The 26,005-nt window shown below is 41.4% G+C and carries 22 protein-coding genes; 17 read left to right on the top strand and 5 right to left on the bottom strand.

Features of this window, described 5'->3' with window-relative positions:
* The first annotated feature begins 72 nt into the window (after positions 1–72).
* Both Q4492_RS09070 and lhgO read left to right on the top strand, forming a co-directional pair.
* On the top strand, positions 73–2,214 hold the full coding sequence (locus Q4492_RS09070; RefSeq protein ID WP_303417129.1) for a TRAP transporter fused permease subunit: 2,142 nt from the start codon (positions 73–75) through the stop codon (positions 2,212–2,214).
* A gap of 75 nt (positions 2,215–2,289) precedes the next feature.
* Entirely contained in the window at positions 2,290–3,486 is a 1,197-nt protein-coding gene (gene lhgO / locus Q4492_RS09065) for an L-2-hydroxyglutarate oxidase (protein ID WP_303417242.1), read from the top strand.
* Between the two features lie 22 nt (positions 3,487–3,508).
* Here the strand turns inward: lhgO and Q4492_RS09060 are convergent, their stop codons facing one another.
* Both Q4492_RS09060 and Q4492_RS09055 read right to left on the bottom strand, forming a co-directional pair.
* Positions 3,509–3,745 carry a hypothetical protein gene (locus tag Q4492_RS09060; protein ID WP_303417126.1) on the bottom strand — a complete coding sequence of 79 codons (237 nt, stop codon included), beginning with the start codon at positions 3,743–3,745 and terminating at the stop codon, positions 3,509–3,511.
* Between the two features lie 249 nt (positions 3,746–3,994).
* Complete coding sequence (locus Q4492_RS09055; RefSeq protein WP_303417124.1) at positions 3,995–4,480, bottom strand: C40 family peptidase; 486 nt, start codon at positions 4,478–4,480, stop codon at positions 3,995–3,997.
* Between the two features lie 136 nt (positions 4,481–4,616).
* On the opposite strand from Q4492_RS09055, the gene rapA reads away from it, so the two are divergent.
* Complete coding sequence (gene rapA, locus Q4492_RS09050) at positions 4,617–7,490, top strand: RNA polymerase-associated protein RapA (protein ID WP_303417122.1); 2,874 nt, start codon at positions 4,617–4,619, stop codon at positions 7,488–7,490.
* 46 nt (positions 7,491–7,536) lie between these two features.
* Here the strand turns inward: rapA and hrpB are convergent, their stop codons facing one another.
* The gene (gene hrpB / locus Q4492_RS09045; protein ID WP_303417119.1) at positions 7,537–10,065 is read right to left on the bottom strand and encodes an ATP-dependent helicase HrpB; all 2,529 of its coding nucleotides are present in this window, start codon (positions 10,063–10,065) and stop codon (positions 7,537–7,539) included.
* 144 nt (positions 10,066–10,209) lie between these two features.
* Here hrpB and Q4492_RS09040 point away from each other — a divergent pair, with 144 nt between their 5' ends.
* The 6 genes from Q4492_RS09040 to Q4492_RS09015 all read left to right on the top strand — a co-directional run bounded on the left by Q4492_RS09040 (position 10,210) and on the right by Q4492_RS09015 (position 15,652).
* On the top strand, positions 10,210–10,512 hold the full coding sequence (locus Q4492_RS09040) for a hypothetical protein (protein ID WP_303417117.1): 303 nt from the start codon (positions 10,210–10,212) through the stop codon (positions 10,510–10,512).
* A gap of 144 nt (positions 10,513–10,656) precedes the next feature.
* Positions 10,657–11,259: a CBS domain-containing protein gene (locus Q4492_RS09035; RefSeq protein ID WP_303417115.1), complete on the top strand. Its 603-nt coding sequence runs from the start codon at positions 10,657–10,659 to the stop codon at positions 11,257–11,259.
* Between the two features lie 129 nt (positions 11,260–11,388).
* Positions 11,389–12,546, top strand: a complete 1,158-nt coding sequence (locus tag Q4492_RS09030) for a type III PLP-dependent enzyme (RefSeq protein WP_368389440.1) — start codon at positions 11,389–11,391, stop codon at positions 12,544–12,546.
* Between the two features lie 130 nt (positions 12,547–12,676).
* Positions 12,677–13,567 carry a sensor domain-containing diguanylate cyclase gene (locus tag Q4492_RS09025; RefSeq protein WP_303417111.1) on the top strand — a complete coding sequence of 297 codons (891 nt, stop codon included), beginning with the start codon at positions 12,677–12,679 and terminating at the stop codon, positions 13,565–13,567.
* Between the two features lie 99 nt (positions 13,568–13,666).
* Entirely contained in the window at positions 13,667–14,143 is a 477-nt protein-coding gene (locus Q4492_RS09020; RefSeq protein ID WP_303417109.1) for a DUF2947 domain-containing protein, read from the top strand.
* Positions 14,144–14,878: 735 nt separating this feature from the next.
* On the top strand, positions 14,879–15,652 hold the full coding sequence (locus tag Q4492_RS09015) for a helix-turn-helix transcriptional regulator (RefSeq protein ID WP_303417240.1): 774 nt from the start codon (positions 14,879–14,881) through the stop codon (positions 15,650–15,652).
* A gap of 35 nt (positions 15,653–15,687) precedes the next feature.
* On the opposite strand, the gene Q4492_RS09010 is transcribed toward Q4492_RS09015, so the two are convergent.
* A complete protein-coding gene (locus Q4492_RS09010) occupies positions 15,688–15,948 on the bottom strand; it encodes a hypothetical protein (protein WP_303417107.1) in 261 nt (86 codons plus the stop codon).
* A 263-nt stretch (positions 15,949–16,211) separates the two neighbouring features.
* Here Q4492_RS09010 and Q4492_RS09005 point away from each other — a divergent pair, with 263 nt between their 5' ends.
* The 7 genes from Q4492_RS09005 to Q4492_RS08975 all read left to right on the top strand — a co-directional run bounded on the left by Q4492_RS09005 (position 16,212) and on the right by Q4492_RS08975 (position 23,970).
* Complete coding sequence (locus Q4492_RS09005) at positions 16,212–16,697, top strand: peptidylprolyl isomerase (protein ID WP_067867066.1); 486 nt, start codon at positions 16,212–16,214, stop codon at positions 16,695–16,697.
* A gap of 175 nt (positions 16,698–16,872) precedes the next feature.
* Complete coding sequence (locus tag Q4492_RS09000; RefSeq protein WP_303417104.1) at positions 16,873–17,178, top strand: hypothetical protein; 306 nt, start codon at positions 16,873–16,875, stop codon at positions 17,176–17,178.
* Positions 17,179–17,365: 187 nt separating this feature from the next.
* A complete protein-coding gene (locus tag Q4492_RS08995; RefSeq protein ID WP_303417102.1) occupies positions 17,366–18,286 on the top strand; it encodes a MoxR family ATPase in 921 nt (306 codons plus the stop codon).
* A 2-nt stretch (positions 18,287–18,288) separates the two neighbouring features.
* Positions 18,289–19,263 (top strand): DUF58 domain-containing protein, encoded by a 975-nt coding sequence (locus Q4492_RS08990; protein WP_303417100.1) that lies wholly within the window; start codon positions 18,289–18,291, stop codon positions 19,261–19,263.
* A complete protein-coding gene (locus Q4492_RS08985) occupies positions 19,260–21,257 on the top strand; it encodes a DUF3488 and transglutaminase-like domain-containing protein (protein ID WP_303417098.1) in 1,998 nt (665 codons plus the stop codon). Before Q4492_RS08990 ends, Q4492_RS08985 begins: the two co-directional genes overlap by 4 nt.
* 54 nt (positions 21,258–21,311) lie before the next feature.
* A complete protein-coding gene (locus Q4492_RS08980; RefSeq protein WP_303417096.1) occupies positions 21,312–22,013 on the top strand; it encodes a M48 family metallopeptidase in 702 nt (233 codons plus the stop codon).
* A gap of 166 nt (positions 22,014–22,179) precedes the next feature.
* Positions 22,180–23,970: a methyl-accepting chemotaxis protein gene (locus Q4492_RS08975; protein ID WP_303417094.1), complete on the top strand. Its 1,791-nt coding sequence runs from the start codon at positions 22,180–22,182 to the stop codon at positions 23,968–23,970.
* A gap of 79 nt (positions 23,971–24,049) precedes the next feature.
* Here the strand turns inward: Q4492_RS08975 and Q4492_RS08970 are convergent, their stop codons facing one another.
* Complete coding sequence (locus Q4492_RS08970; protein ID WP_303417092.1) at positions 24,050–24,844, bottom strand: response regulator; 795 nt, start codon at positions 24,842–24,844, stop codon at positions 24,050–24,052.
* Between the two features lie 511 nt (positions 24,845–25,355).
* Here Q4492_RS08970 and Q4492_RS08965 point away from each other — a divergent pair.
* A complete protein-coding gene (locus Q4492_RS08965; protein ID WP_303417090.1) occupies positions 25,356–25,991 on the top strand; it encodes a TetR/AcrR family transcriptional regulator in 636 nt (211 codons plus the stop codon).
* The last annotated feature ends 14 nt before the right edge of the window (positions 25,992–26,005 follow it).

The following is a 26,005-nucleotide window of genomic DNA, read 5'->3' as shown; positions in this document are numbered from 1 at the left end:
CATCATTCTTCAGAATTGTAATCTGAGGTTATGGGGTTTTTGCGCATCGAATTTGTTTGAGCGATTAGAATTATGGCGACTGAAGCGAACGTAAATGATCAAGAAGATATTAGAGAAAAACTCAAAGGGCTAGAGCTTACGCAGCGTCCTGAGAACTCTGTCACTGGAAAAATTATTTATTGGGTAGGTGTCGCTTTTGCGTTGGCGCATATCTATTTCAACACATTAGGTACTTGGTCTGAGCTTTATGTTGCCGCCGTTCACTTTAGTGGCTTTGCATTTCTGTGTGCTTTGATGGTCCCTGTCTTTAATTCCTCGAATGTAGCTAAGCAGAAAGTCGCTTTAATATTGGATCTTTTGCTCGGTGTTGCCGCAGTTGCTTGTGCGTTGTATTTAATTGGTTTTGAAGATGCTCTCTATGATAGAGGGGTTAAGTTTGTCCAATGGGACTGGGTCTTCTCTATAAGCGCTATCTTTATCGCTTTGGAAATGGCTCGAAGAACAACAGGTTGGTTTATTCCATCAATGATTTTAGTGGCTTTGACCTATGTTTTTTGGTGGGGTCAATACATTGATGGTATGTTCGGTTTTGCCGGCCTTAGTTTAGAAACCTTGCTCTACCGTTCCTATTTTTCGTCTGAAGGTATGTTTGGCCAGATAGCTCGCATATCTTGGACCTATGTTTTCATGTTTATCTTATTCGGTGCCTTTTTAGTTAAGTCAGGTGCTGGCGATTTTATTATTGATCTTTCCCGTTGCGCTGCAGGCCGTTTTGTTGGTGGGCCTGGCTTTGTTGCTGTACTAGGGTCTGGTTTGATGGGTTCAGTTTCTGGATCATCAGTTGCTAACACAGTGTCCACGGGTGTGATTACCATTCCATTAATGCGAAAAGCGGGCTTTCCTGCGCGTTTTTCAGCGGGCGTAGAAGCGGCTGCATCAACAGGTGGGCAGCTAATGCCACCCGTGATGGGGGCTGGTGCATTTATTATGGCATCCTATACGCAGATCTCTTATCTCGATATTATTGCGATCGCGGCTTTACCTGCATTCTTGTACTTTTTATCGGTTGGCTTCTTTGTTCGTGTAGAAGCTAAACGTAGTCATGCTCATGCTGTCGAAATAGATACTCGCACTTTAGGTGAAGTATTTAAGGGGGGCTGGCATTTCTTACTGCCTCTGGTGGTCTTAGTTTCCTTGCTGGTTTATGGTTTTACACCCACTTACGCCGCTGGTATTTCAATTATTTCGGTTGTGGTTTCATCTTGGTTATCTAAGCACCCTATGGGAATCAAAGAGATTCTTGATTCTCTCGCCCAAGGTTCACGGAATATGGCGACTACAGCGATGTTGCTTATCTCTGTCGGCTTAGTTGTTAATGTAGTTGCAATGACGGGGATCGGGAATACCTTCTCACTTATGGTGACTGAATGGGCAGGGGGGAGCTTATTAATCACTTTAGTTTTGATCGCATTAGCCTCACTAATCTTAGGTATGGGACTGCCGGTAACGGCTGCTTATATTGTTTTGGCAACGCTTTCAGCGCCGGCACTTTATGGATTAATGGCCGAAAGCCGTTTGTTGGATTTGATCGTGACCGGCACGCTACCTGATGCCGCCAAAACCATATTTATGTTAATTGATATGGATAAGGTGAGTTTATTATCGGCACCGATGAGTGAGGTCGATGCTAAGGCATTATTGAACTCTATACCGGCTGATTTTAAAGGTCAGTTACTAGATCAAGCTTTGGCTCCTGAAGCCTTAGCGATGATTTTGTTGTCTGCTCATATGATTATTTTCTGGTTATCTCAGGATTCCAATGTAACTCCACCTGTTTGTTTGACTGCTTTTGCGGCGGCTGCGATCGCTAAAACACCGCCAATGGCGACAGGCTTTACTGCATGGAAGATTGCTAAAGGTTTGTATGTAGTTCCTTTGCTTTTTGCTTATACCAATTTTATTGGTGGTACTACGGCAGAGGTGTTAAGCATATTTGTCTTTGCGGTCTTTGGTCTATATGCTTTTGTTGGCTTTATGGAAGGCTATCTAGAAGGGCCGTTGAATATAGTGATGCGAGCTTTATGCGGCGTATGTGCTATCGCTCTTTTGTGGCCCCATGATCAAATGTTGGTAAGTTTGGCAGGGGGAGCGGTCTTTATTATGATCTTTATGTTTAGTCGAAAAGCGGATAAAGATGCTCTTCAAGCTGTGTAAGCACTTGGATAGTTATTGGGTTAGTTACTTGGTTTAATGGCAGGGGGTTTTGTGGCACTAGGTTCAGAACAAGAGATTTATGATTTTATTGTCATTGGTGGTGGGATTTTAGGCATGTCAACTGCGTGGCAGTTGCAGCAAAAGTATCCTGACAGATCTGTTCTTGTTCTAGAGAAAGAATCTAGTGCTGCACAGCATCAAACGGGACATAACTCAGGTGTGATTCATGCTGGTGTTTATTATAAACCTGGTAGTTTGAAAGCTAAATTTTGTAAGGATGGGAATAAAGCGACTAAGGCTTTTTGTCTTGAGAACGATATTCCTTTTGATCAGTGTGGAAAGTTATTGGTTGCTACAGACCAAGCTGAATTGGAAAGAATGCAAGCGCTGATCACTCGTTGTGCTGACAATGGTATTGAGATTGAGGTGCTAGATCAGCAAGCGCTGAAAACTAAAGAACCCCATATTCAGGGCGTAGGTGCGATATTTGTACCCTCAACGGGGATTGTGAACTATACCCAGATTACTCAGCGGATGGGGGATCTTGTAGCGTCAGCAGGTGGCCAGATCCACTTTAATACAGCTGTGACAGGGATCGAAGAGTTTGCAGATCGTGTGACGGTTTATACGGAAGGTAAACGCTTTCATAGTCGCTATTTAGTGGCGTGTGCAGGCTTACATTCTGATAGAGTCGTTGAAATGATGGGGTTAGAGCCTGATTTTCGAATTATTCCGTTCAGGGGTGAGTATTATCAGTTATCATCTAAGCATAATCAGATCGTAAATCATTTGATCTATCCAATCCCTAATCCCGATCTACCTTTTTTAGGTGTTCATTTAACACGAATGATTGATGGTTTTGTGACTGTAGGGCCAAATGCCGTGTTAGCCTTTAAGCGGGAAGGGTATAAAAAAACCGATATAAGCTTGAAAGATAGTTTCCAGATGCTGACTTATCCTGGAATGATCAAGTTACTGGTTAAGCATTTCAGAGCGAGTCTTTCAGAGCTGAAAAACTCCATCTCTAAAAAAGGTTACCTACGTTTAGTTCAGAAATATTGTCCAGAGCTAACCGTGAATGACCTAGAGGCCTATCCAGCGGGTATTCGTGCTCAAGCTGTTGCAAAAAATGGCGATGTTATAGACGACTTCTTGTTTATGAATACAAGTCGTTCACTCGCCGTTTGTAATGCTCCTTCTCCAGCAGCTACTTCAGCTATCCCTATTGGTAAACATATCGTTGAGAAAGTTTCATTGTTGGTGGATCTATAACCATTGTTATTTATACGGTTATTTATACGTCAAATCGGGTAAAAGGGACCTGTCCATTTTTTGTGCTGAAGTGCCTACTGTTGAATAACTGACGGGGTGCGTCGCAGGTTTTACTGATTCGGTAATTAGCTGCCAGTAACTGTTTACAAATATCGCACCAAGGCTTAACTCCCTCTTTACCTAACTCATTTAATTGTTCAGGGGATGGGTAACCTTGGCTATTTTTAATGGTTTCTACACACTTCTCGCAACTCTTCATCCTAGATCGCCTTTTATTATTGTAATTGCATTTGTTGATTATTAGTGCGCGGGCTATTTTAGACCACATAAAAAATAAGGCTATAAGAATAATTCTTAATTGTTTTGTTCTTTTATTAAAGGGTCGAGTTGAGAGGGTTCTCCCATCTGTTATTAGATGAGAGGGCTCTTGCAAAAAAAATAGTGATAATAATCTGCTGCAGGAATGATCTTTTTCGTCATTTTTTTGAAAGTAGGTAAACGATCCGTATTATTTTTTTGGGCGTACTGCCGTCCAGTAATGTTGTTTCCAATAGGGGTTATCTAACCGGCTTAATGTCACGCCTTGGCTGGTGGATGCATGAAGAAAAATGCCCTGTTCAACATAGACACCTACATGTCGTTGTTTATTACCGCCTAGTTTGAAAAATACAAGATCGCCGGGGATTAGCTGATGTTGTTTAACCTTTATACCGCTATCTACTTGTGCGATTGTCGTTCGAGGTAAATGCTGTCCAAAAATTGTTTTATAGGTAAGTTGGGTAAAGGCCGAGCAATCAACCCCTTGACGTGATTGGCCACCCCAGCGATAGGGGGTGCCTTTCCAGCTTTTATGTTGACCTAAAAGGGCATTAGCAACGGGCGATTGAGGTTGAATGTTAACGGTTGCCGTTGATGTACGAGTGGAATAAGAGCTACAGCCCTGTAGAATAAGAATCAAAAATAGTAGTAGGTTAATTGAGCGTAAATTTATCATGAGTCCTCTTTAAATGGGCGCTAAAATATTGGCTTAGAGTATAACCCCAACTAATATGTACTAAACAGATTGGCTTTCTAAGCGTAACTGCCTATTATGCCCACCTATTTCCACAGTCTCTAGAAAGCGATTTATCATGACCGAAGATTTTCAGATTGGCCAGCGTTGGTATAGTTACACAGAAGCGGAGTTAGGTTTAGGTGTAGTTACTGAACTGGTAGATCGACGTGTAGATATTTTATTTCCTGCCACAGGAGAAGAACGTACCTATGCACAAAACAATGCTCCTCTGAGCCGTATTGTTTACCCTATAGGCGATCAGATCACGGATGATAACGGCGTTTCAATCATTGTCACACAGCATGAAGAGAGTAAAGGTTGTGTTATCTACTTTGGGGATGATGAAAACGGGGATGAGAAAATTATTCATGAAGCCTCCCTTGAAAGTTCAGTTCACTTTAGTAAACCTTACGAACGATTGTTTGCAGGCCAGATAGATAAACTGCGTCATTACGAATTAAGATTAGAAACCTTAAAGCATCAGCATAATCATCAGCAATCCGCAGCTTATGGTTTATTGGGGCCGCGGGTTCAATACTTGCCCCATCAATTTTATATCGCCTCTGAAGTGGGTCAGCGAATAGCGCCTAGGGTTCTGTTGGCTGATGAGGTTGGTTTAGGGAAAACTATTGAAGCGGGCTTGATCATTCATCAACAGCTTGTAACAGGCTTAGCTAGTCGTATTCTTATTATTGTACCGGATAGCTTGATTCATCAGTGGCTAGTGGAGATGCTGCGCCGCTTTAATCTACACTTTTCTATTTTGGATGAAGGGCGCTGTTTAGATAGTGAAGGTAATCCGTTTGAGGATGCTCAGCTTGTTTTAAGCCCACTCTCTTTATTTACTCGCGATGAAAAATATTTAGATCAAGCCGTCCAAGCGGGTTGGGATCTAATGGTGGTGGATGAAGCACATCATTTAGGATGGAGCGAAGAGGGGGCAAGTCATTCCTATCGTTGTATCGAATCTTTAGCGCTTAAAGTTAAAGGTTTATTGTTGCTGACAGCTACGCCTGAGCAGTTAGGCATTGAAAGTCATTTTGCACGTTTACGTCTTCTTGATCCCGATCGTTATTACGATTTAGAAAAATTCATCACAGAAGAGCAGGACTTTAAATGTGTTAACCAATTAATTGAGACCCTACAGGCTCCCGATAGTTGGCATGATGCGTTACAAGATCAAGTATTGATTGCACTGCTGAATAAGTATTTGGGCGATGATATTGCTGACCTACTTGCTCAACATAAAGATGATGATAGTGAGGAACGGGCAGAATTAATCGATAAAACCGTCCGAGCGCTATTAGATCAGCATGGCACAGGGCGTGTCTTGTTCCGTAATACCCGTGAAAGTGTTCAAGGCTTCCCGCAGCGTAAGTTACATATTTATCCTTTGTCGTTACCACAAGCCTACGCAGATGTTATTGATTCTGCATCGATGGAACGCCGCTTACATCCTGAAACGCTTATTGCTGATGGGCAGGGCTCCGCATGGTTGTTAGAAGATAACCGCGCGGACTGGTTGATCAAATGGCTAGATGATTACAAAGGCGAGAAGATACTCGTTATCTGTGCCCATGCGCAAACGGCGATAGCGTTGGAAAAGCAGTTGCGTTTATTTGAAGGACGACGAACAGCACTTTTCCATGAAGGTATGAGTCTTGTTGAGCGTGATAGAGCTGCCGCTTACTTTGCCGATAGTGAACAAGGGGCGCAGCTGCTGATCTGTTCAGAAATTGGTAGTGAAGGCCGTAACTTCCAGTTTGCTCATCATATGGTGATGTTTGATCTGCCGATGAATCCAGACCTTCTTGAGCAACGTATTGGGCGTTTAGATCGTATAGGACAGCTTAAAGACGTTAATATCCATGTACCTTATTTTGCGGATAGCTCCCAAGAGGTTCTATTGCGTTGGTACGCTGAAGGGCTAGGTGCTTTTGAGCAGGTTTGTCCCACCGGGCAAAGCTTAATGCAGCAGTTTGCGTCTGACCTACACCACTGTATGGAAAATACAGAGGATCAAGCGGGTATTGATCGCTTAATTAAAGAAACCTCTCATAGCCAGCAGGCATTACTTGAAGAGTTGCAGCAGGGGAGGGATCGTCTTCTGGAGTTAAACTCCTGTAATACATCAGTGGCTGAAGCTTTGCTGGATGCTGTTGAAGAGGATAGCCAGCCTGGAACTTTGTCATCCTATATGGGCCGCGTGTTTGATCATTTTGGCGTAGAGCAGGAGAGCACAGGTATCAATGGTGTCATCCTCCACCCAGGTGATCATATGCTCAGCAGTCATTTTCCAGGTTTGCCTTCTGATGGTATGACAGCGACATTTCAGCGTAATGAAGCACTATCCCGTGAAGATATGCATTTCCTTAGTTGGGAACACCCAATGGTCTCCGGTGCAATGGAGATGATGCTTGAAGGCAGTTACGGAAGCTCAACGCTTTGTACGATGAAGCTCTTGCCGCTCAAAGCGGGTAGCTTATTAATTGAAGCGGTCTTCCGAGTGCATTGTATCTCTGATAAATCACTACAGTTGCAGCGTTACCTATCAGAAGCTTGTGTGCGGCGTGTGATTGATAGTAATGGTAATGATTTGACTGATGTTATTACGGAGCAACATTTTGCGAGCTTAGGTAAGCGGGTTGGTAAAAATGTGGCGTATAATTTGGTTAAGCATACCCGCGAAGATATTAGTGCTTTGGTTGCTAAACTTGAGACACAAGTGGAAGAAAAGGGCGAGCAGTTAATGACTGATGCGCTTGAGATGTTAAAACGACAGCAACGTGCAGAGAAAGATCGTCTTGTTGCTCTGGCTAAAGTGAATCCAAATATTCGTCAGGAAGAGCTTGAAGCACATGATCAATTGACAGCTCATCTTGTGGATGCGCTACAGGAAGGTGCTTTGAAAATGGATGCTATACGAGTAGCAGTTATTACTCACGAGTAATTTGAGGAATGCTTTTAATAAAAGAAGCTAGCTATTGCTAGCTTTTTTATGTCGTTTTCTTTTTTGTTTTTGCAGTAGGTAGCGCTTGTAAGGGGTTATCTGGCCAAGGGTGCTTAGGGTAGCGTCCTTTCATATCTTTTTGTACCTCACTATAGGCGTTGCTCCAGAAACTTTTCAGATCTTGTGTTACTTGCAGAGGCCGTTGTGCAGGTGATAATAAGTGCAGTTGCAGAGCTGTGTTATGAGCAATCGTTGGTGTTGTCTCGCAGCCAAACATCTCCTGTAGTTTTACAGCCAGTACTGGTGGTGTTTGAGAATAGTCGATTTTTATATTAGAGCCGGAGGGAACGCGATACCGTTCAGGTGCGAGTTCATCAAGCTGCTGAGGTAATGGCCAAGGCAGTAGCGCAAGAAGAATATTTTTTAAATCTAATTGCTTAAGGTCACTTAGGCGGGAAATATTATTTAGAAACGGCGCTAACCATATTTCTAAATTCTCCAGTAACCACTGATCGGTCAAGTCTGGCCAATTGTGTTCCAGCCCCCCTTGTTTGGAATTATTTGTGTTGCTGCGATAGAGAAAGTTTACTCGGTCACGCCACTGATTAAGTTCGTTATTCCAAGGTAAAATGTTGATGCCTTGTTGGCGTATATAACTCAATGTTGCATTGATTATAGCCTCTTTTGATGGTGACTTAAGGGGCTCCTTTTTTACAATGATTTGGCCAATGCTGAGCTGTTTTTCAGCAATAATTCTATTTGAATCCCATCTGATTACTTCATTGATTGAGGTTGAGTCAGTTAAATACTGCGCTATATGTGTAGGGTTTAATATTCCTGCAAGGGGGATAAAGTCAGTTGAGGAACTCTCCTTCCCTATAACTATACCGGCAGTAATCCATGGGCTGGTGGCTAAATTATCGGCTTTAAATAAGCTAGCAGCTCTGCCATTACTGAGCTTGTAAGTGGAGCTTCCTTTGCTGCGTTGTTTAGCCACGCGGTCTGGGTAGGCGAAGGCTAAGAGTAAACCGGCTTGTTGTTCTGATTGTATATGGGTATTGGTTTGTTCAGAGGAGAACGATTGGCACAGTTTTAAATAGTGTTTTGCCTGTTTATGTAAGCGTTGCCATAATGTTTTATGTTGCTTAGGTTTTTCTGTAAGCCAGTCTAATCGGATATTAATATCTGCCCCTGAATCGCGAAAAGGGTCTTTCTCCATAAGTAGAGCAGCAATAAAACAAGCTTTCTCGACTAATCCTATTTGCGCTCCTCTTATCAGCATATGACTAATACGCGGATGTGCCGGTAAGGAAGCCATTAACTCTCCATGTTTGGATAGATGCCCACTGCTATTAAATGCGCCTAGTTGTGCTAATAGCGCTTTGGCTTGTTGGTAGGCACCTGCGGGTGGTTGGTCTAACCAAGAGAGGGTTTCTGGGTCGTCTATTCCCCAGCTAGCGAGCTGCAGGGCTAAGCCTGTTAGGTCTGCTTGTAGAATATCCGGTGTACTAAAGGAACTTAGTTGCGCATGTTCCGATTCGCTCCACAAACGATAGCAGATTCCGGGGGCTAGTCGACCTGCGCGGCCTGCTCGTTGTGTAGCTGCAGCTTTGGAAACGGGTCGAGTAAAGAGTGTCGTCATTGCCGTATTAGGATTGTATTTTGCTTCACGGCTGAGGCCACTATCTATAACAACGGTCACGCCTTCTATCGTTAAACTGGTTTCTGCGATACTGGTGGCGAGCACAACCTTTCGTTTACCTATAGGAGCAGGGTTGATCGCTTGTTGCTGTTGTTCTAATTTAAGATCTCCGTACAGTGGTGCAATAATAACTTGATCAAGTGTCTGAGCTTGTAAAGCGTCTATTAAAAGGTTTTCGACCTGTCTTATCTCTCGGATACCTGGTAGAAAGCATAAAATACTGCCTTCTTGTGTGGTGATTGCGTCTAATAGGGTATTAACTACATGTTGTTCTAACCAAGTTCCCTGTTTTGCTTTTCCTGTGTAAATAAATGAAACAGGATAGGATCGCCCTTCACTTTGAATGAGGGGAGCATTGTTGAGCAATTTCGCAATAGCGTCTCCATTAAGGGTTGCTGACATAATAAGTAGTTTAAGCGGTGTGTCATCCCGAAAAATAGTGCGTGCTTCTTGGCATAATGCCAAACCTAAATCAGCGTCTAGGCTACGTTCGTGAAATTCATCGAAAATAATGAGGCCATAACCTTCAAGACTTGGATCTGCTTGGAGTAAGCGTGAGAGTATGCCTTCGGTTACGATTTCAATGCGCGTTTTAGCACTGATCTTTTGTTCTAATCTAATGCGGTAACCAACAGTTTCTCCCACTTGCTCGTTGAGCAGATTAGCCATGCGTGAGGCCGCATTTTTTGCTGCTAAACGCCTAGGTTCTAACATCAGTATTTTCTGTGTTTGTAACCAAGGCTCATTAAGTAGAGATAAAGGGACTTGAGTTGTTTTACCTGCACCGGGAGGAGCTTCAAGTATGGCTTCATCATGCATACTGAGTGCATTTTTTAGGGGGGCAATAACAGCTTGAATCGGCAGTGATGACATATTGATCGCATTTTTGATTTTATGCCCATATTCTAACAGTTTTATTGAATGAATTTAGCTATACCGTTTTACTCTGCACCGAGTGACGCTACAATTACACGACAGTGTTTTTCTATTTTATCTTTAAACTGTCAAGGAGCCTTAATGGCTGGGAATTTTCAAGGTCGCAAAGGCGGCTACAAAAAAACACCAAAACTAGCCGGTCGTGGTGTATTAGAAAGCGTAGAAACTGACGGCCCTCATACAGAGTGGGTTGGTATGCCACCTTATTATATTCATAACATCGTTGTTGATGGTGAGAAGTACTCTTATATGTCTTCAGATAAAGAGTTGGAGATTGCTTTAGGTAAGAAAGTCACTTTTCGTTATAAGGAAACCAGCAAAGGTAACTTTATTGATAAGCGTTCGTTAGGCGTTGTTATTGATCCAAGTGAGTTGGGATATTAAGCATTTTTTCCTCATAGTAGAAAGCAGCATTCGCTGCTTTTTTTGTTTTTATACGGCGTGTATTTTATATCAATAATTATCGCTTTTAGCGCAAACTTTCTGAATTGTACTATCCTGAATTAAAACCGACGTTAGGGGTGATTTATGCTTCAGGAATTCAAAAACATAAGACTGTTTGACGCCGCCGAGGTTGACTATATTCTGTCGCCCGACAATAAGGCGATCCCCACTAATTTGTACAGCCCAGCACTCGATGTATTTACTGACTTTGTTAATATTAAGCCTGTCACGGTTTCGGAATCAATGCCGGTCCTTGAAGCACTTGAGTATATGAAGAGTCAGCATGTACGGTTACTTTTTGTATTAGATAATAAAGATGCTTTTGCTGGAATTATTACTGCTGGTGATGCTGGAGGGCGAAAAGTGATGGCCTTTATGCAGAAAAACCAAGTAAGCAGGGAGCAGGTACAAGTTAGACACATCATGCTAAGTAAATTTAATATTAAAACACTTACCTATACTCAACTTTGTGATGCTCGTGTAGGTGATGTGATGCTAACAATGAAAGATTCGGGTGATCAGCATGTGGTTGTTATTGATGAAAGTACAGCTGGTGTTTTAAGAGTTAGAGGCATTATCTCTTCAAGTGATATTTCCCGAAGACTTAAAATTAGTTTTGACATAATGTATGAAGCAAAAAGTTTTGCTGAAATAGAGAATGCCCTTACTCAAAACGGTGGTTTTTAAAAGGATGAAAAAGTAATTTTATAACGCTGGACTTGTTAATCTAAACCTTACTATACTTCGCAAAATTTCACTGTTAGGTTCGTCTAGCGGACTTTTATCATCAACTCTATTTCTGTGGTGCCATTGCGCATGAACTTACCTGAGCATTTTAGCCAGTCAGCTGCAGAGCGTCTGAAGTTATTAACTGAAAAGCATCCGACACCTTTTTTGGCGTTGGACCTCTCTATTATTAAAAACCGTTATGTTGAATTGGAGCAAGGCTTTCCTGACGCGGACCTCTTTTATGCGGTCAAAGCGAATCCCGCTAATGAAGTAATACAGTTGTTGGCTGAGTTAGGTTCCAGTTTTGATATAGCTTCACCTCAGGAGCTTGATAAGGTTCTTAAACAGGGCGTTTCTCCTGATCGAATGAGCTATGGCAATACAATAAAGAAAGCCTCCGCGGTTAAGTATTTCTTTGAAAAAGGAGTACGCCTTTATGCGACAGACTCTGAAGCTGATTTACGAAATATTGCGCTTAATGCACCGGGATCACAAATTTATATTCGTGTATTGACGGATGGTTCTGAAGGCGCCGACTGGCCACTTTCCCGTAAGTTCGGCTGTAATCCAGAAATGGCAATTGAGTTAGCGGTGTTAGCGAAAGATTTAGGACTTCAGCCTTATGGTGTTTCATTTCATGTCGGTTCACAGCAGAGAGATATTGATGTTTGGGATGGGGCTATAGCGAAGGTGAAAATCATCTATGAACGTCTGAGTACTGAATATGGTATTAATTTAGGAATGATTAATATGGGCGGCGGCTTTCCCGCTAACTATATTCAAAAAACGAATGACTTTTCTACTTATGCAGAAGAAATTCAGCGTTTTCTAGCGGAAGACTTTCCAGACAATCTACCTAGAGTTATTCTTGAACCTGGACGCTCTTTAGTTGGGGATGCGGGTGTTATTGTTTCTGAAGTTGTTTTGATCTCTAGGAAATCGAGTACAGCTTTAGAGCGTTGGGTTTATACAGATGTAGGCATGTTTAATGGTTTAATCGAAACCTTAGGTGAGGCGATCAAATATCCGCTAGCGACGTCTAAGGAGGGGCCTGTCGAAGAGGTTATTCTTGCCGGACCTACCTGCGATAGTGTCGATATTATGTATGAGCAGCATAAGTATGAATTGCCGTTATCACTAGAAATAGGGGATTACGTCTATTGGTTTTCAACGGGTGCTTACACGACAAGCTACAGTTCTATAGAGTTTAATGGCTTTCCTCCGTTGGACTACCATATTCTTTAAGTTGAGTTCTACTGCTTATTAATTGATAACATTGCCATAAAATTGATCAAACGGGTTGTTCCTTGCGAGGCAAACAGCTATCTTTTTGATATGCCGATTTTAATTGTCTGGTTTGGTTGGAGAATATTGGATGTCCGATAAACAGATTCATGCACGTTATGATGCTCTTTTAACAGCAACAGCGGATGCTGTTATGGTGATAGAACCTACAGGTCTGATCATGGCGTGTTCTACGGGAGCTGCTGACTGGTTAGATAAAGACGCCATTATAGGGCGCAAACTAGAAGATATTTTTCCCGTAGATATCAATAGTGAGATCACTGCCGCAGCGGTAAAAGCGATTGATACCTCAACGGTGATCAAAGTTGATTTCCAACTTCGTCCTGAGCATGTGCCTGTACTGCGAGAACAAGGTTTACATGAAACTAAGTGGATTGAGTTACGTTGCTCATCGGCTAATGACGAAGTTGTTGTGGTCTTGAGAGATATCTCTGATAAACGACGTTTGGAACGCCAAGTGACCAGTCAGGCTCAGCGTGATCCATTGACGGGTGCCTATAATCGCAGAGCATTAAAGCCAGTTTTAGAACAGGCTGTTGCGCAAGCGCAACGTTATGATTGGGTCTGTAGCTTGATGGTAATTGATGTAGACAAATTCAGTGATCTTAATGATAATTTCTCATGGGATTGTGGTGATCAAGTTCTTCAGCAATTAGTCACCTCCGTACATAGTATGAAAAGAACATCTGATTTTTTAGCCCGTTACGGCGATGATCAATTTGTTATGTTTATGCCGGAAACGAATCATGATCAAGGCATGGCGGCAGGGCAGCGTGTTCGACGGATTATGGAGGAGATGGAAATCCCTTATGCTGCAGGTGATGTTCATTTTACGGTGAGTGTCGGTGTGGCGGCATTACATGGGCCTGAAGATGATCCTGATAACATGCTTCGGCGTGCGCTAGAGAATTTGTTTATAGCGAAGCAGAGTGGCCATAATCGAGTTGAAGGTGAAGCTTAGTTGTTGCTCCTCTTGTTAGGATAGAAGGGAGCTATATGCTCCCTTTTTTTTAAGCCTTTATTAACTCTCTGTTCAAAAGAATATACCTAAGAGTCTCTAATGAATTATTTACCAATGGAAAAATATACTAAAGCTTGGATCTTTAGACATAAAGACTTGCCTATCTCTACTGAAGATCTGGAGGAGATAAAACCCCTCTCAGAAAAGAGAGCTGAGCAGATTTGGTCTGAGCATATTAGTCGCGGCTGTTCTCATCCTGAACATTTTTCAGGCGATGATTGGGTCGGGCAAGATAAAAACTGGGTAGATAAGGATTATTGGCAGTCAGCTTGGGATTCAAGTAAGGAAGCGTTGCCCTCATTGCTTGAGGAGTTTCTAGGCAATTGGGACGATAATGTAACGGTTTATTTTTGTTATCAAAGTGACCATATTCTTGAGACTAAATGGGGCATTTTCCGTCATCATTGGAAGAATTTCTTGTTTTTCGATAATGGTCCGATCTTATTAGGCCGTAAGCGCAGAGAGGTTGTACAGTTTTTTGATAATGGAAGTTACCGTATCGGACAGCGTCCATAGTTTCTTTGGATTTGATTTAGTTAGCGTTAAGCTCTTTTGTATCGACCTTTCCCGATGCTTCTCCCCTAGAGCTTAACTTCTCCATGATTTCGTGTTCCCTCTTCAGGCTTCATACTTGCCCCTCTACTTTAGCTCAAATGGGCTATAATTATTTGTAAGAAGGCTAGGCTTAATTAAGGTGCAGTTAAGTCTATTTGTTAATACTTAATGTTTTAAATATGTTCAGCCTTTCTATTAACTCAGTCGTTTTCTTATTAAGAACCTATTATTAAAGTTTGTTTGAATTTTGGACTAGGTTTAAATCTCCCTTTTTAAAAAAGGGGAATGGTTTTACTTATATAACCTTACAATATGTAAGTGAAAATTACGGATCTATACTGATCTAAATAGTATGTTTTGTATCTAAATCATAGTAATTTAGTATGGTATGAAAAATGGTTAATTTAGCTGAGTAGTACATAAATCAATGTTTTTACGGTGATTTTGTAGCATTATATTAGATAAGGCTAAAAATCAGACTCTATACTATAGGTTTTGGTACTTCTGCATATTTTTAATAAGCTTATTATTAGAGTGTAGCTAGGGTATTGATTATAAAGTCCTAAATTAATATCAGTATTGTAAAACTATTTTTGTTTGAATCCTTTCGTTGTAAGTGTATTCGATTGTATAAAATGGATTTTATAACCCCCTAGTTTAAGGGCTAACATTTAGAGGGAGTGTTGAGTGCAAAATATGGAAAACTTTATTTCACAGCTAAAAAAAGAACCTGCGTTTCAGGAAGCTTCTGTGCTTGCTTTTGAGTGTACTTGGGAGAAGCTGTTACATGAGATTGATGAACTGCTTACTCAGCTTGGTTTTGTATATTTCACTTATTCGATTTTAACAAGGGGGGTCATTAACCCTAGTTCAGAAAGCCAGAAGCAGCGATGGGATAGCGGTAGTGATATTGTGGGATCTTTGCCTGATGCTGTGGTTAAAAGTTATTACAAAGATATTGCCCAACATGATCCATTGTGGAATGTTTTACCGTCTATAACTACACCGTTTCTAGTGAGTTCATTGGATGGTGGGCAGGGGACGTTGTCTGAGAATTTTTGGTTGAAACAGGGAGTATCATCTAGAGCCTATATCCCGATGAAGAGTAAAAGTAGTCGTTATTGGTTCCATTACTTTAGCCTGTTTCATAAGCTCCCACCTCAAGAGTTTGATGTGTTTTTTAATCGTATAAGTGAATGGCTTGTGCCTATGCTGTCTCGCTATCACGAGCTTCTTCAGGTGGTTTGTGAGCAAGAGCAGAATCCATATCTAAAATCAGAGGTGTTATCACCAACCTGTCGCCAGGTAATATTAATGACTGCTCAAGGTATGCCTGTTAAGCGAATAGCTGATAAATTGGCGCTGACGGAAGAGGGTATTACCTACCATATTACTCGCGCTAAGAAAATCTTTGGTGCAAAGAACAAAACTCATCTTGTTGCAATGATGTACGAAGTTGGATTGCTGTAGGTGAACAGGTATTCTAACTATTAAGTTGAGAACAACTAACGCTGATTGCTTCGTAGATCTGTTGCAGTCGGCGTTTTGTTTTCAGCCGCAATCATAGTGGAGGTGTTTTGCTTAGGTGCCCCCATAAACTCCCCACCACTGATGATTTCCCATTCAGCATCGTGTTTATGCAAATAAGCATAACAACAGCAGCACTTATACAGTTCACTACCTTTTAATTCGCTGATTTTTTTAAGTGCAGCGTGTGGTTTATTGTGTAGCACTAAGTTGTAACAAAGAGTGCATGCATTTTCCATTGGTCGTCCCTCGATGAGTTCCTTTCCCCTACCAATTAAAACTAGCACACAACTTTTAAAATGAGTCTAAGAAAAATTCCTATTTTTCCCACTGTTTATGAAAAATATTCAGTAAGGTGATAAGGGCACTGGTAGCGAAATCAGTCAGACGGTATTATTTAGCTTTTAATCATTTGGGTAGCTCTTTGCTTTTTAAGGCCCGCTATGACGTAGGGTTATGGTGCCAATTAATACAGCAAGTTCCCGTTATAAGAGATTTGTTTATGCAAATTGCTGAAAATTTGGTCGCACTGATTCACTACACCCTTAAAAATGAAACGGGAGAAGTTCTGGATTCTTCTGCGGGTCAAGAGCCACTATCCTTTGTTTGTGGAGCTAACAACATTGTTTCTGGTCTTGAAAATGCATTATTAGGGAAAGTTGTAGGCGATAAACTAGATGTTGTCGTGAAGCCTGAAGAGGGTTACGGCGATATCCGTGAAGAGCTTGTTCAAAAAGTAGATCGCGCAAATTTTGAAGGTATCGATAATATTGAAGTCGGTATGCAGTTTATGGCTGAAGCTCCTTGGGGACAGCAACCTGTAACGGTAATTGCGGTAGAAGAGAAAGAAGTTACTCTTGATGGAAATCATCCCCTTGCCGGTCAGACTTTGCAGTTTAGTGTAGAAGTTACCGACGTGCGTGAAGCAACTGAAGATGAGTTAGCTCATGGTCATGTACATGACGAAGGTTGTAATCACGATCACTAATATTGAGTATGAGATGATAAAGCCCGGTTGTCCGGGCTTTTTTATTATATGGACTAGGGTGTGCCTGTTTTTATCGTTTATTAGCTATGCTTAGGAGGCTTGGTTAACTGGAATTATGCCGGTCAGTTTTTCATTGCAGCTACATTAGATCTTAACCTAATTGTGGAGGCGGAAGGTGGACATTAATTACTTACAAAAGTTAAAAGAGCAACAAAGAATTAAAGCTGTAAATTTTATTGAGGCGGGCCATTCACCCATTGTTATTGAGGTTGAGTATCTACATCAGGGCGAGGTTGTTAAAGCCTTACTTAAGGATGAAGAGGGCATTGTCACTGCCTACAATCACCTTAAAGAGGGATATGATGTTTGTTTAAAAGCGGGCATCCATTCAGCCAATTTGATACAGATAGAGACAGACGAAGAGGTTTGTCGATCAGAGTATGCGAACTACCATAGGCAATTGATCCCTTTAACGTTTTAGAATGCGTTCGGGTGCTGTACTGTTATATATCTTAGGACATGATTTTCTTCTGATTGTAGTCTCAGGGCAGCGGGGATCTAGCAATTAGGAATGATGCCTATTTGTGTGTTTTCGACTATTAAAAAAGTCGCTTTCTTTTAGAATGAGAATGTTACTAATTTTCTTTTTTTGTTGGAGTCAGGGGTTAATGAGAGACAAACTGAAGCAACTGATCGATAGTGTGGGGGAAATTCTTTACGGTAAAGAGGAACAGATCAAACAAGCGGTGACTTGTTTGATCAGCGGGGGGCATCTGTTAATTGAAGACCAACCAGGGATGGGGAAAACATCTTTGGCCCACGCATTAGCACAAGTGATGAGTTTGGACTTCCAACGACTTCAGTTTACAAGCGATATGTTACCGGCTGATATTATAGGTGTATCTATATTCAATGGTAACAGTGGGGAGTTTGTTTACCATAAAGGACCTGTTTTTACGCAACTGTTATTAGCTGATGAGATCAATCGGACAACGCCTAAAACGCAAAGTGCGCTTCTAGAAGCGATGGAAGAGGGGCAAGTCAGTGTTGAAGGCGAAACCTATAGTTTGCCCACTCCCTTTTTTGTTATAGCAACTCAAAACCCGATTTCTCAATACGGCACATTTCCACTTCCTGAATCCCAACTCGATCGTTTTCTTATGCGAATTCAATTGGGGTATCCGAGTGAGAAGGCTGAACGTGAGCTATTAGTCGGTGGTGATGCAAGAAAAAAAATACCTAGCTTAACGCCCTGTTTAACCCCAGCTGAGTTGCTCGAGCTGCGGGATTTGTGCTCAGAGGTTAACGTATCCGGTAGCGTGTTAGATTATATTCAGCGTCTTATACGTTTTACCCGTGATGCAACTCATTTTGAGTTCGGTGTCTCGCCTAGAGGAAGTTTAGCCTTATTGAATACTGCGAAAACTTGGGCGTTTTTACATGGCAGGGACTACGTCGTGCCTGAGGATGTTCAAGCTATGCTACAGCCTGTATTTGCCCATAGGCTGCGAGGGGTAAAAGAGAGTGGCGAATATGCTGGTGAGGGGTATATTAAAAAAATATTAACTCAAGTAGATGTATTGGCTTAGCTATGTTGAGTCTGTTGTTTAAGCCTATTGTCGAGTTATCTGAACGTTGGGCGGCTAACAGAAGGCCTAAAGGCCGTTTAATCGAGTTAAATCAAAGAAGTATTTTTATCTTTCCTACCTTGGCGGGCTGGGCTTATTTAGCGGTTTGCTTCGTCTTATATTTAGTTGCAACAAACTATCAGAATAATCTTATCCATGCGGTGTCTTTTCTATTAATTGCGTTAGGTGTTTTGGCAATCCATTACACTTTTTTTAATTTATCGGGTTTATGTATTTCTGCTGTTAAAGCAGGGCATTGTCATGTAGGTGAATTAGCTGAATTTAAGCTCAAAATCTATGCGAATAATCTAAGAAATTATGAAAATGTGTTTCTGTGTTGGCGTGGGGAGCGGGACGGTCAGCGAATATATCTAGATAAAACACGAGAAAAAAACCTATCTCTTTATGTAATGGCAAAAAAGCGAGGCTACCTTACCCCACAGGTACTTAAGCTTGAAACTGTTTTTCCGTTTGGCTTGTTACGGGCATGGAGTTGGGTCGAGCTGGATCTTACAGCAATTGTTTATCCTAAACCTGAAGAAGGCAGATTACCGACGTCTTTTGACGATAGTATTGATGGTCGGCAAGGGAAAGAGAATGCAGGGGATGATTTCTCAGGGTTAGATGAATATCGACCTGGTTCATCCTTACGGCACATCGCTTGGAAACAATACGCCCAAGGGCGGGGCTTGTTAACTAAAAATTATGTTGGCCAAGAGAGTAAAGAGATCTGGTTGTCATGGCGGGAATGGCCTGAACTATCAACAGAAGATCGCTTATCTGTTATGACATATTGGGCGCTTGAGTGTGAACATCATTATCGTGAATATGGACTGCACCTTCCTAACTTATCAATTCAACCCGCTACGGGGCCTGAGCATTTAAATAATATATTAGGTGAACTGGCATTATTTAAAGCTGAGGGATCTCTGCAGTGAATGATCAGCAGCTAACGCGCACCGCTTTATTGTGGCAATTACTGAGTGTGGTTATTGTTACATTACCCCATATATCGCATCTGCCTTACTGGATTACTCTTGTTGTGATTTTATGCATTGTTTGGCGCCTGATGGTTTATTTAGGGCGCTGGTCACTGCCTCCTAAGTGGTTGAAAACCTGCTTAGTCTTAGCCGCAGGTGTCGGTGTATTGGCGAGTTATAAAGAAGGGGGAGGGATCAGTGTAACGGTTGCATTGCTTGTTGTTGGTTTTGGTCTGAAGGTCATCGAACTCTATCATCGGAGAGATTCCTTAATAGTGCTCTATGTCGCTTACTTAGTTGCTTCAACCATCTTTCTTTTTAGTCAAAGTGTGGGAACAGCGATCTATGTGATCCTTGCCATCATTATCGTTACAAGTGCTTTGATGAGTACTAATTTATCGCGAGAGACCGGTTTTATATATCCGTTGAAACGCTCTGTTTTAATGCTTATCCCCGCTTTCCCTCTTATGGTTGTGTTATTTATTGGTATGCCTAGGTTAGGCCCTTTGTGGGAAGTCGGTTTAGATAAATCTGCGGCTAAAACTGGGTTAGCTGACACGATGACACCGGGTGATATAACCCGTTTAACACGTTCAGCAGAGGTTGCTTTTCGGGTGCGTTTTGATGGGGATGTTCCAGATCAAACACAGTTATATTGGCGCTCAATTGTACTGTCTGATTTTGATGGACGGGGCTGGTTAAAGGATGAAGAGAAGGTGCCTAAACTGCCACGAAATCGCGACATTAAAGAGACTGGAACCTTTCAGTACGAAGTGATTTTAGAGTCGAATCAGAGAAACTATATTCCTGTATTGGACTACCTTTCCGCATGGCCAAGTGAGCTGAATGCTTATGCTGACATGACACTTGCTTCCAAAACTAAGATCGTAAATCGAGAGCAATATAAAATATCTTCGCGCTTAGATCGTGGTTTTGGTTTAGATAAAACCGCAGATGATTTTGCAAAGGAACTGCATATCCCTCTTGGGAACAATGAGGCGAAGCGCTTAGCTTCCAGCTGGTGGCAGGAGTCTGCGACGCCCCAAGCGTTTATAGATAAAATGAAGCAGTATTATCACCAAAATTTTAACTACTCGTTAACCCCCCCTCCGTTAGGTGATGACAGCATTTCAGAGTTTTTATTTGAGACTAAGACTGGGTTTTGTGGTCACTTCGCGAGTGCAAGTGCATTTTTATTAAGATCGGTTGGTATTCCTGCACGTGTGGTCACAGGCTATCAGGGAGGTGAGTGGAACCCTTATGAAAACTATTTCTTAGTACGTCAATATGATGCTCATGCTTGGATTGAGGCCTGGTTCCCTGAGCAAGGTTGGGTGCGTATGGATCCTACGGCTTGGGTTGCTCCTGATCGAGTTGAGAAGCCAGCAGATGATGTTTTGTCGAAAGACAATGCATTTTTACAAGATAATTTGTTAAGTGCATGGAGTATTTCAAATAATCAAATACTGATGCAGATACGGCATAGAATTGAGGCCTTGAATTATGGCTGGCATCGCTGGGTACTCAATTATCACCACCAACAAAAGGGCTTGCTAGAACATTTATTAGGGGCATTGTCACCTCTGAAGCTTGCTCTGTTCCTGTTAGTACCCTTTTCGCTTGTTATCTCACTGACCTTGTTGCTCTTGAATTACAAAAAGAAACGATCTGCAAATCCATCAGATAATATGATTAATGCCCTATCAGCATACTTCGCAAGAGAAGATATGGCTCGGCGGACGGGGGAGACCGTTACCCATTATTGCGATCGCCTCGCACAATATAAGCCTGAGTATGCTGAATCTTTTATTCGAGTTTCAACCTTATATGAAGATATAGAATATGGACAAGTGTGTGATGCTCATAGATTAACGCAACTGAAGCAGGAGATAGGATATTGCCTTGACGTTAACAAAAACCTATTAGTCCGTTTACAGTGGTTTTTAACTTAGCAAACAGACTTTTTACATCGACTTTAATGACTATTTTTTGCAGTGATCTCTGTTATGAATGATCTTATAAACCCTGCTAGTTACCGGATAATACGCAGCAGAAAAAGAAAAACGGCGGCTATCCGAATTAGCGAGAAGGGCGTAGAGGTTAGAGTGCCGCATTGGGTGTCCGATCTATGGGTACGTAATTGGGTACAAAGCAAAGAGGTATGGATTCGCCAAAAAAGTGAGAAACTTAGCAGTGAATTAGCTGAAGGTTGTTTAAAGGTCGCTGACGGAGCAATGTTCCCCTACAAGGGGGAGTACTATGCAATTACTTGGGATATTGGTCCAAAAAATAGAGTCAGTTTAGATGATCAAAAACTGAATATATGCATCACCAATCGCTCTAAAAAAGCAGTAGAGGAACGAGTGAAAGCCTGCTTACAAGCCTGGTATAAAACTGAAGCTGAAAGCTATTTTTCTGAGCGTATTGTGTATTGGCAAAATATTATGGGATTACGGTCTAACTCATTGATTATAAAAAATTATAAAAGGCGATGGGGGAGCTGTACAAGTAAAGGTGATATCTCTTTGAATTGGCGACTGATCTTTGCTGAACAATCGTTGATCGATTATGTCCTGATCCATGAACTTGCGCATTTAGTGCATTTAAATCACCGTCCTGAGTTTTGGCAATTAGTTGAAAAATATTGCGAAAATTGGAAAGAATGCAGAGATAAGCTACAAAAGTGTACAAGTTGGATACTTTGGTAGTGGGTGGCTTGAATTTGATGGATGTTATGCTGAAACTTTAGTTTAATCTTGAAGTTGGCAAATGGATACGTTTATATTGAGTTATAACTGAATGATAAAAAAGTTATAACTCAATTATAAAAAACTATAAAAATTATAAAAGCCTATAACAATAAAGAGTGCGTAAATGAGCTTGTATAAGAGTGTAGAGAAAACCTGCTTTAATTCGTTGACGAAGAAAATAACAGGCAATGTGGTATTTCTACTTTTACCTCATATAGTCTTGTTATTTATCGGGTATAACCACTTCAGTCAAATTGATGCCAGCTTAGCTGCTGGGAACGTTTCTGGAGAGGCAATCAGACAAGAGTTAGATTCATTTTGGTTTTATGGGCTAGCGACGGTTAGCTTTGCTTTAGTGTCGGGTCTGTTGACCATCTTCTTCATGCGTCATCTATTTTTACGACCTATAAAAAAGATGACCGATGTCTTACAAGCAATTAAAGATAAAGATGGGGATATCTCCGCGACATTACCTGAATATACCTATGATGAAATTTCAGATATGGCTGAGAGTTACAATACATTCTCGACAAGTTTGAAATCGATGATTGCTGAAAGTCGACGTCGAAGTGTTAGTGTTGCTTTAAGCTCAACTCGATTACAGAAAGTACTTATAGAAGCTCAAAGTTCGGCAACTAAGCAGGAAGAGCAGGCTCAAAAAGTCTTCCAGTCTAGTCAAGAAGCGACTCAAGCAATTGATAATATTGCAGGCAGTACTCTCCAAATATCTGAACGCAATTCGCAAAACTTGGATGAGATTAGAGCATCGAGTGTCGAGTTAGGGCGTGTGCAGCAGCAAGTGGAAGCCATTAGAACTCAAGTAACTGATTTTCAGGATACTGTGCATCAGTTAGAAATGAATTCAAAAAATATCACTGAAATACTAGGTATGGTTAAAGATTTTTCTGACCAAACCAATTTGCTTGCACTTAATGCTTCCATTGAAGCGGCGCGAGCAGGTGAAGCGGGGCGTGGTTTCTCTGTAGTTGCTGATGAGGTACGAAACTTATCTCAAAAAGTCAGTGTTGCTACGAGTGAAATTGATCAGAACATTAGCCAGATGTCCTCTTTAGTTGATAAAACGGGTTCTAGCTCAGTAACTATTCTTGAGTATGTTGGGTCTACTGAAGAATTTATTAAAAGCACTAATAACCAATTTCATGGCTTAGTGAGTGACTTTGAGGATCTGAATGGTCAATTAAGTAGTATCAGCGCAGCGATTGATGAGCTGGCTTATACAAATAAAGAATCCCATGGGCTTGTATCTGAAATTACCTCTTTATCAACCGAGATGCATGGTGAAATAGAGGAGTCGCGTCGTTATTCTGAAGAGCTAGAACACTCTACGGAAGAGACTCAAGAGCTTCTATCTCGCTTTATCATTGGTTATGGTGGTTTTGAAGGCATGATTCAAACGGGGCGTCAGTGGGGGCTGGAGATCCAAACGGCACTGGAAGAGCTGGCTTCACGAGGTGCTAATCTGTTCGATACTAACTATAAACGTACCAACGATGGTCAACTGCCTGAAAAATATGATACGAGTTACGCTGACCAGTATGATGCGGTTATGCGTCCATTATTTGATGGATTTATTTCCCAGCGGCCAGAATTTATCTACGCTATAGCCGTAGATAAAAATGGATATGCCGCAGCTCACCACACTAAAGTTTCAGAGCGTATGACGGGTAATTTTGAGGTTGATAACCTTAAGAGCCGTAACCGTCGCATATTCGCAAGTAATCGTGCAGAAGTACGACGTGCATCGTCTACAGCACCATTCCTATTGCAGACATATATTCGTGATACGGGTGAAATTCTTAACGATTTATCAATTCCCTTATATGTGAATGGACAGCATTGGGGTGCGTTGATTATGGGCTTTATTCCTGATCATCTTTTGGATGATAAAGGCTAAAGCCGGCAGCTTCACTGTCGGTGGTAATAAAAAACGCGGCTTAGGCCGCGTTTTTTTATTAAGCTTTAAAATCAACGAGTTAAAATTCAGTTACTAGCTGTTCAATCAGGTGTTTAACTGTATCGTATGAGAGTGGTTTGCTGCATAAGGCGGATACCCCCGCGCTTTGAATGGCCGCTAATCGACTTTCATTCTGCTCACTGGTCATCATAAGGATTGGCACTGTAGGCTGCTCACTGGCTGTTCTAATATGCTCTGTTAACTCTTTGCCATCAATATTAGGCATATTGTAATCGGTAATGATGAGGTCAAAGAGGTTGCCTTGATTGATCAGTTCGAGTGCTTCTGATCCATCTTTAGCTGTTTGTATGGAGTGGATCGAGAGGGATTTGAGCATTTGCTGAATATATTTACGTGATAGAGAGCTATCATCAACAATTAATACGTTAAGGGCCTCGTAGTCATCGTTGTCACTTTCTGACTCAAAATCAGTTATATAATCTAAGGTGCTTCTTAGTGCGACTCCCATCTCTTCTCGGCTAAAGGGTTTTGGTAATATAGCGATCGCTCCAGCCTGGCGAATGGGTTCGAGATAACGATAATGAGTTTCTGATGAGACCAGTAGAAAGGTTATATCTTGAAGGGTGTTTAAACCACGCATCTGGGTGACTAATTCGGTACCGGTAATATCAGGAAGATGCATAGAGGAGAGGACAAGATCTGGCGGCGAGGAGAGCATATGGTTAAGTGCCGGTCGCGCTTCTTCAAACTCTTCTATCTGTTCAATGCCAAAACTATTTAAGTGTCCTGTAATTATCTGGCGTTGAACTTTTGAAGGTTCAATAACAGTGACATAAAGACTGCTTAATTCCATATCCAAGATCCATGATTGAGTATGCGGTGTTATCTAACCATTCATAATGACAGACATATAGCTTAGATAATGACAGAGAAGAGTTGACTGTAAAAGTGTTAGTAAACGCTTATTGTGAGGAACTTGAGTTAATCCTAGTGTTTTATTGTTTGTGAATGACTCTTGATTAACTAGTGTTTGCTTTTTGTTCAGCTGTTTTCTGTTAAGTCAATATTCATGAGTGGGGTGTTTTAATGGCTATGAATCATTCCTACTCTTCGTGAATGTTTTGTCTTTATCTCTTTCAGCCAGGGTATTTTTTACCCTGGTTTTTTTATTTAAATATCTCAGAAATTCCCCTTTTCATCTACTGCCAACCGGCTTTATCTCTCCGTCTCATGCAGGCTTGATCTAAATCAGTAAATCTATATCTATCAATGTAACCCTCTTTCTGTAAGGCGTAGCATAAGGGTGGAGGGGCTAGATAAGTTTGTAAGTCCTGTGTAGTTCATTGTTACAGAAGGTCAGAGCTATGTGTGCTAATAGTAATTCCAATCTTACACGCCGCTCAATATTGCGGGCGGCTGTTGAAATAATCAGCCACAGTGGATTGGATGCCCTAACTGCTGGTCGGTTAATCGAACAGGCTTCCATAAGTAAGGGCGGTTTGTATCATCATTTCAGAACCATGGAAGCGGTAGAAACTGAAGTTTTAGAGTTGTTAACTCAGAGTTTGTTGATGGATATTAGAGAGTATCCATCTCCAGAGTCTAAAGATGACTTTTTTGAATTGATGGAAAGTCAGTTATTGAGATGTTTTGCTGTAGATAATTTATATGTCAGAGCGTTGTTTGGTTTTATCTCAGCGTCAGCTCACAATAAAACAAGACAGTGTATGATTCGTCGATTTATAGATGAGGTTTCATTAATCCGTTTAGAGCAATTGAAAAAGGTTTCGCCAAATGTTTCTCATATAGAGTTGCACGGTATTGTGCAGATGATCTCTTCTTTACAGATCGGCTTAGTTACTCGGCATTTTTTAGCTGAAGATCTTGTGAGTTTAAAAAACTATTGGGCTGATTATCGTAAGATGTTGGTTGAGCTATTGGAAAAGTGTGAAGCTCATTCTTTTGCTCAGACCCGTGAGAAAGTGCGTGAAATGAGCTAGGTAGGGGTTTCAAT

It is taken from the genome of Neptuniibacter sp. 1_MG-2023 (assembly GCF_030547185.1).
Classification (GTDB): domain Bacteria; phylum Pseudomonadota; class Gammaproteobacteria; order Pseudomonadales; family Balneatricaceae; genus Neptuniibacter.
Note: the sequence above shows the minus strand (reverse complement) of the source record. Positions and strands in the feature narration are given on the sequence as shown.